Here is a 7,660-nt window from a genome sequence, read left to right on the forward strand (position 1 = left end):
CATCTCTAGCTGCTGAAGAACCGACACAGATTACCCAGTCTCCCGGGATGCAGCCCACCGCATCGACGGCTACACTGCGCGTTCCGCCGGGTTTGTCCTGCACGACCAGCAACGGGCGATGTCCAAAGCCGTCGATGCGGTTGGTCGACACCAGGGTTTTTTCGACTCGCATGATTCGCATAGCGTTTTAGTCCTCAATACTCAATGGTTCGCTGCAACTTCGTCAGCCACAAAGTCGCAGCGCTCGTCGCCAGCGCGCTCACTCACCGCGATCGCGCAATTAAGTAGACCCTTGGCAACCAGATCGGGATAGCGCGCCTCGATCGCATCACGCACCCGCCGACCGCGCTCAACCGCGCGCGCGCGCGATTCGGGAATCCGGGCATCATATTCGAAATGCACCAGCACTGGGACCGGCAGACCGTGTGCGACATTGAGCTTGGCGAAGATATCGATCCCGACATCCATATCGGGCGCCCCTTCCTCGATGGTGTCGAGATGGGCGAAATAAAACAGGTTGCGCAATTTTAACGACCGAACCGCGTCGCCAGCGACGATGCACTCCTCGTCGTGCCCGATAGTCGCGTAGCGACCGGTATGATGCTTGATGACGTATTCGATCTGCGACAGATTAGCTTCGGCCAGCGCAGACACCAAACGGCGCATGCCATCATTCATCCGCCCTTGGCCTTGGCCCCAACCGCCGGTATTCTCGACGTCGGCGATTATCTCGGCGACGCGCGCGCGCGCCACCTCGGCGGATAGCCCAAGCGTCTCGCGGTAGATCTTCACGGTTTCGATGTAGCGATGCGAATTGACGTCGCCGTACGCATCGGGAAGATGAATGCGCAAAGCGTCTAGATCGGTATCGACTCCGATCAACAGCACGTCGGGCGCGGCGCCGATGCCGAAACTGCGATCGATCGCCTCACGTAGTTCATCCAGGCGGCCGAGTGCCGCCTCGGTGGCTTGGCGATCGTTGCTGCCATGCGCGGCGCAACCGTCACCGTTATGCGAGGAGCTGCTGAAGTGGTAGACGGCGATCTTGAGATAGTCCAGACGCTCGCCATCGACCATCGCGCCTGACAGTCGCTCGACTTCGCGCTGCGCCCAATCGCATACATCGGCTTCAATGTCGAACAGCGCGCCCGCATAAGCCTTCACCTGCACATTAGGCCCAGGTAAAATGCGCAACACATAAGGGCTCATACCCTGCAACCGACCATCCGAACAGGGGCTGATATCCACTGTGTGATAACCGCAGGATCGCAAGAAGTTTTCATCGAGCGGTATGCGCTGACGCCAGCCAGCCTGCTCGGTTCGCGCATTATCGACGCACGACTTCAGGACGCTGAATATGCAGTGCGAATGCAGGGCCGATAAATCCAACCCGCACACCCAAGCATCCTCAAACATCTTCGACGGCAGATCAAAACCGAGTTGTTCGTGGGCGAGCTGCTGCGCGCGCTCGGTGAAATCCTCGTCGTGCTGATGCATGGAGATGCGTTTGAGCACCTCGACGATACGGGTGAAGCGCGAGCGTACCGTCCGCTCATAGTCGAACAATAGGCGATTAAGGTCGCGGTCGACAAGCGAGTGTTCGCAGATCTGCCCGCTACTGATCACGCAAGCAGGATGTTCGAGCACCTCTGCGATACCGCTCTCATTGGCCACATCGATCGGCCCAACGCTACTGCGTCGCAATGCCTGCATACGTTGTCGTGTATTCATCTTCGTATCCTCAGCCGCGCGCTCCGCCCGAAATGGTAATGGTTGCGCCTCTATCGGTATTGCCGGACGAACCAGTAATGACCGATTCAGGCACTTCAAGACGCTCGAGCTCGCGGAATTTCACTGCGTTGACACCGACGCCACGCGGTTGGCCGCGCATCGAAGGGTTGCGTACCAGACTGGACGAGCCCTCGGTACCGGTAACTCGAGGGTTTGCATTCCAAGCATCACCCGAAATACGCACTCCCTGCTGACTACCTTCACCGCTCAGTCGCTGCGCAGCAGCGACGACTTCATCCAGTTGCACCTGGCTACGAGACGTGTCGCTATGCCGGAACTCCGGCGTTCCGGTAATCAGACCATCGGCCTTGTTGATCGTCCCGGTTATGCGTAAATTGCTCAGCACACTGCCGGTGAGATTATCTCCCTGGCACTCACGCCCCGGACTCTGGATCTGGCGCTGACGCGACGGCGGCACAATGCTGAAATCCTTCGGTGCAGGCGGCCGTGGCGCGACATCAAAAGTGCGTCCGCGCGCAACGAAACGACTGCTAGTTGCGCATTGGTCAGGCATATTATCCAGCCCAAGATATGGTGTGCCCGAAATCGGCTCGCAAGCGCCGCGCTCATCGCCGGTCATGCGCGACCCGCCTGCACCTGGACGGTCACCGGTCACGACGCTGGCTGGAATCACGGCGCTGTCGCGTACGCGCGCCGCCTGAGCATCGAGGCTCGGAGCCGGGCAAAATTCCTGAATTTGCGACATTCCTGCATACTGTACGCCGCTGATGGGGGCGCAGGTGCCGGCTTCGTTGCCGGTGACGTTGGCAGCACGGCCCGGATAGCTGCCGGAAACTGGTTGGCCTTGCAATGTACTGTCGAAGACGACCTTATTCACGGGTTGTACTGTAGATGATTGCCCTGGCGGGCAAACAGCTGCAAGTTGTTGGGTGCCGATATAGTCGGTGCCGGTGACGGATTTGCACCCGTAAGATTCGTCACCCGTCAACTTTGGGCCGGGAGCAACCTCCGAACCAGTAATGGTATGACCAGCGAGGGTATGCATCGTATTGACTTTGTTCGGCCCGGACGCATCGCAAAGCCCCGCAAAATCGGCCGTAGTGTAATACTGGCTTCCGGTGATCGCTCGGCAGGAACCTGTCTCGTTGCCGGTTACCTTGGACGAACGGTCGACGGCAGCACCCGAGATGGCTTGCGCACCGCGTGTTGACATCACGCTGACCTTGCGCGGCGCTGCCGGCGCATTGGTATGGCACAAGTCGCGAAACTGTTCGGCGGAGAGATATTCGGTGCCTGTGATCGCACGGCAGCTACCGGCTTCGTCGCCAGTGAGGTGTTCGCTACGGCCTACCAGGGTGCCCGTGATAGTCTTGCCCGAACCGGTGTGCGTAATTGCAACCTTGTCCGGTGCATTGTCGTTTTCTGGCGGACGGCCGTAGCAGGTACCGGTGATCGATCGATCAGCACCGTACTCTGCGCCGGTGATTTTGCGCGGCCGATCGACCAGGGAGCCAGACACGGCCATGTCCTTGTTGGTGAAAGCCAGTGCGACTTTCTCCGGCGAGGGCGCCGGGCGTGTGCCGCAAAACTGCTGGAAGCGCTCGGCGGACAGATATTCGGTGCCGGTCACGGGATGACAAACACCCGCTTCGTCACCCGTGGCCTTGGTCGAGCGACCGAGCGCTATGCCTGTGATCTTTTGCTCGCGCAAGGTGTGGCTCATCTCAACCTTGGACACGCCTGGTTCGGCGCGTACACCGCAGATAGTTTGAAACTGTTCCGCGCCAATATATTCGGTGCCGGTGATACTGCGGCAGGATCCCGATTCGTTGCCGGTGACTTTGATGCTGCGCTCGACCATGGTACCAGTCACGGCTTGACCGGACAAAGTATGCCCTTCCTCGACCTTCATCGGCACTTGCTTGGCATCGCGCGTCTTGACCCGTCCGCTTGGCCTGGAAGCAGAAGCAGCGCTGTTCGACAGACCGGCGCGCCCCGCGAGTGACTGCACGCGACGATGCTGCTCCGCGATCTGTCTTCCGGTAGCGCCTTTGACCATCGCAGCTTGCCAATCCTGCCCCGGCATCGCAGCAGCAATCTTGGTCGCCTGGGCAACCCGCTTGAGCCCGGCTTTGCCATCTTGTGTCAACGCTGCGCGACGCATCTTGGCCAGCGCGCGCCCGGTCGCCTGCTCGGCGACGATTGTCGCACGCTGAACGCTTTCTTGCACCGCAACCCCGGCCACCGGCATTTCGGCGACTGCCCTGTGCCGAGTCTGGCATTCGCACTGCGCATCGCAATCGCACCTGATTGTGGCAAACGGCTGTACAGCTGGACGCAAATGTGCACTCGGACGAGTATAATTTTTTGAAGCAGTTTGCAACGCTGCCTTGCCAACGCTGGCAAGCGCTTGTCGCCGCGCTCGCGCAGCCGATACGACTGCTGCCGACAAAGGCTCAGTGCGCGTCAAGACCTGCGCAGCCGATACTGCCGCAGCAACAGGAGCCTGCGAACCGTGCCAGGCAGTAGCAACCTTATCTGCATTCATGGCGACGTCTGCCCTGCTGCGCAGCACAGACGTTTTGGTAATGGCGGTTTTGCCTTGACGGGCCATCGCCTGGCGACGCTGGAGCGCCAGTGCGCGCCCGGACATGTTCGCATTGGCATAACTTGATTCAGCGATTGTCATAAGAACCTCAGCACTTGAGTTCATTTTAGGCGGCCGCTGGTCGCACTGAGTAGTTTGATTTCATGCAACCAGAACCCGCCCCTGGGATGGATCCGCTCGTTTTAGCGGTAAACAACAAAAGCCACGCCCTGACTTTGCGAGTAGTTATCATAAGCGATGAAACGTACCATTTGATCAGGAAATTCGCGATGGCAGGCCTCAATCTCGGCCAGCACAGCATCGACCGATTGCTCGCCGAACATCGGCAGCTTCCACATATGCCAAAAACTCTCCTTGGCAGACGTTCCTTTGACAGCGTGCTCAACCGCAGGATTCCAGCCTTGAGCAAGGGCATAGGCGATCTGACGGCGCACCTGCTCGGGCGTCATCTGGGGAAGATACGAAAAGGTTTCGTATTTTTTTGTTAAGTGATAGGCTTGAATGGCCATAGCTATATCCTTTCAAAATTAGGAATCGAATCCGATCGCCGCAGTCTCACTGGAACGCAGATCGATCGAATTTGGTTTGAAACATTACTTGTGGGCAATGTCGAGCTTGTCAACCGTGTCAAACTCGAACTTGATCTCTTTCCACGTTTCCATGGCGATCTTCAGTTCGGGCGAATGCTGAGCCGCGGCGGTAAGGATCTCGCGACCTTCTTTCTCGATCTGACGGCCTTCATTACGCGCCTGTACGCAGGCTTCGAGCGCAACGCGGTTAGCGTGTGCACCTGCAGCGTTGCCCCAAGGATGACCGAGCGTGCCGCCGCCGAACTGCAACACCGAATCGTCACCGAAAATGGCAACCAGCGCAGGCATGTGCCACACGTGGATACCGCCGGACGCGACGGCGAAAGCGCCGGGCATCGAACCCCAATCCTGATCAAAGAAGATACCGCGCGAACGGTCTTCCGGTACGAAGGATTCGCGCAGCAGATCGATCCAACCAAGAGTGGAGGCGCGATCACCTTCCAGCTTGCCCACCACGGTACCGGTATGCAAGTGATCTCCGCCGGACAGGCGCAGAATCTTGGTTAGCACGCGGAAGTGGATACCGTGATGCGGGTTGCGGTCGAGCACGGCGTGCATGGCGCGGTGAACGTGCAGCAACATCCCGTTGTTACGGCACCAGTTCGCCAGACCTGCGTTAGCGCAAAGGCCACCGGCGAGGTAATCGTGCATGATGATCGGCGCACCGATCTCTTTGGCGAATTCTGCGCGCTTGTACATTTCTTCAGGCGTTGGCGCGGTGACGTTCAGATAGTGACCCTTACGCTCGCCGGTCTCGGCCTCAGCCTTCAGAGTGGCCTCCTGCACGAACTCGAAACGATCGCGCCAGCGCATGAACGGCTGAGAATTAATGTTCTCGTCGTCTTTGGTGAAGTCCAAGCTGCCGCGCAAACACTCATACACCGCACGACCGTAGTTCTTGGCCGACAGGCCCAGCTTAGGTTTGATGGTGCAGCCCAGCAGCGGCCGACCATACTTGTTCATCTTGTCACGCTCCACCTGGATGCCGCTCGGAGGGCCGCCGCAGGTCTTCACGTATGCGATCGGGAAACGCACGTCTTCCAGACGCAAGGCGCGAATCGCCTTGAAACCGAATACATTGCCCACCAGAGAGGTGAACACGTTGACCACAGAACCCTCTTCGAACAAGTCGATGGGGTACGCGACGAAAGCATAGAAGCGAGCATCGTCACCGGGAACATCCTCGATGCGATAGGCGCGACCCTTGTAGTAATCGAGATCGGTCAGCAGGTCGGTCCACACTGTGGTCCAAGTACCGCAGGACGACTCTGCGGCTACCGCCGCCGCCGCCTCCTCGCGATCGACGCCAGACTGTGGGGTAATTTTAAAACACGCTAGAATGTCAGTGTCTAGCGGCACGTAATCCGGTTGCCAGTAAGTTTGTCGGTACTCCTTGACACCGGCCTGATAGGTTTTGATTGCCATGTTTTGACGACTCCTTAAAGCTCGCTGCTCGCGAGAACTAAACGACGAAGGAAAATTTGTTCAGCACAATCGACCAAGGCATCAATCCTGGTCTTAGGGATGGATTCATCGATTTGCTTGCAAACATAGTATCGAATGTAATCATAAAATACAACTCAATCTTCTGATAGAATGCATTAGATAAACTTATGTGAAAATTATGTATCTGACTTTTCGCCAACTACAAATTTTCGACGCTGTCATGCGTCGCCAGAGCTTCACGCGCGCGGCTGACGTGCTACATCTGACGCAACCTGCCGTATCAATGCAGATGCGGCAGCTCGAAGAGCAAGTCGGTGTACCCTTGTTCGACCAGGTCGGCAAACAAATCCAACCCACCGACGCCGGACGCGAGCTGCACCGCCACGCGATTATCATTGCGGCGAAAATGCAGGACCTCAGCGCCGCAATGGAAGAATTCAGTGGCCTGCGCCGAGGCGAATTGGATCTAGTGGTGGCGAGTACCGCGAATTACTTCGCGCCCAAGTTGATTGCCGCATTCTGCAGACAGCACGCTAAAGTGCAGGTGCGACTGCGAGTGTCGAACCAGGAACAGATTCTGGACATGCTGACCACGTCGAACATGGATCTGGCGATCATGGGACAGCCACCGAAGAACTCAGAATTAGTCGCTCAAGCCTTTCTTGACAATCCACTGGTCATAATTGCCGCACCGACCCATCCGCTAGCTGCCAAGAGTCGGGTCGCACTCAAACACCTGGAGCGCGAAACCTTCATCACCCGCGAGCCTGGCTCAGGAACGCGCAAAGCGGCTGAGCGGCATTTCTCCCGGTACGGAGTAGAGTTTCATTCGGTAATGGAAATGAGTAGCAACGAGGCGATCAAGCAGGCGGTGCAAGCCGAATTAGGCCTGGGCATCCTATCCTTGCATACACTCGAACTCGAACTGGCGATGCAGCGACTGGCCATGCTCAACGTCGAACGCTTTCCGATTATGCGGCAGTGGTTCATCGTGCATCGCAAAGGCAAGCGGCTGTCGACCGTAGCGCAAGCCTTTCTTGACTTTCTGATTCGAGAGGCAAGACATCTGGCTTCGCTCCAGGATCCTGCTACCACCTAATTCAGGCCATGAACTTGACCGGACGGCCAACCTGGATATCGCTTACGAAAATCACTCCGGAATGAGCCTCGAAAAACGGCTGAAAGCCTTCGAGCAATGCATCGACAAGATTCGGTGACACCGCGACGATGATCATGATCAGCGCATCGTCCTCGTTGAACATCA

7 protein-coding genes are annotated in these 7,660 nt (G+C 57.7%); 2 read left to right on the forward strand and 5 right to left on the reverse strand.

Going from position 1 to position 7,660, the window contains the following annotated elements; genetic code table 11:
* The 3 genes from ABF86_RS12160 to ABF86_RS12170 all read right to left on the reverse strand — a co-directional run.
* Nucleotides 1–181, reverse strand: a 181-nt coding sequence (locus ABF86_RS12160; protein WP_160803649.1) for a EutN/CcmL family microcompartment protein, incomplete at its 3' end; no start/stop codon positions are given.
* Nucleotides 182–201: 20 nt separating this feature from the next.
* Nucleotides 202–1,731: a carboxysome shell carbonic anhydrase gene (locus tag ABF86_RS12165; protein WP_074455542.1), complete on the reverse strand. Its 1,530-nt coding sequence runs from the start codon at nucleotides 1,729–1,731 to the stop codon at nucleotides 202–204.
* Between the two features lie 10 nt (nucleotides 1,732–1,741).
* A complete protein-coding gene (locus ABF86_RS12170; RefSeq protein ID WP_240142337.1) occupies nucleotides 1,742–4,003 on the reverse strand; it encodes a CsoS2 family carboxysome shell protein in 2,262 nt (753 codons plus the stop codon).
* Nucleotides 4,004–4,142: 139 nt separating this feature from the next.
* Between ABF86_RS12170 and ABF86_RS13010 the strand changes: the two genes are divergently transcribed.
* Nucleotides 4,143–4,358, forward strand: a complete 216-nt coding sequence (locus tag ABF86_RS13010) for a hypothetical protein (protein ID WP_240142338.1) — start codon at nucleotides 4,143–4,145, stop codon at nucleotides 4,356–4,358.
* 184 nt (nucleotides 4,359–4,542) lie between these two features.
* Here the strand turns inward: ABF86_RS13010 and ABF86_RS12175 are convergent, their stop codons facing one another.
* Nucleotides 4,543–4,869 carry a ribulose bisphosphate carboxylase small subunit gene (locus ABF86_RS12175; protein ID WP_011633897.1) on the reverse strand — a complete coding sequence of 109 codons (327 nt, stop codon included), beginning with the start codon at nucleotides 4,867–4,869 and terminating at the stop codon, nucleotides 4,543–4,545.
* Between the two features lie 84 nt (nucleotides 4,870–4,953).
* Entirely contained in the window at nucleotides 4,954–6,375 is a 1,422-nt protein-coding gene (locus ABF86_RS12180; RefSeq protein WP_011633896.1) for a form I ribulose bisphosphate carboxylase large subunit, read from the reverse strand.
* Between the two features lie 199 nt (nucleotides 6,376–6,574).
* Between ABF86_RS12180 and ABF86_RS12185 the strand changes: the two genes are divergently transcribed.
* Nucleotides 6,575–7,495, forward strand: a complete 921-nt coding sequence (locus tag ABF86_RS12185; protein WP_011633895.1) for a LysR family transcriptional regulator — start codon at nucleotides 6,575–6,577, stop codon at nucleotides 7,493–7,495.
* Nucleotides 7,496–7,660: the final 165 nt, after the last annotated feature.

The sequence above is a fragment of the Nitrosomonas sp. GH22 genome (genome assembly GCF_009833115.1).
Classification (GTDB): Bacteria; Pseudomonadota; Gammaproteobacteria; order Burkholderiales; family Nitrosomonadaceae; genus Nitrosomonas; species Nitrosomonas eutropha.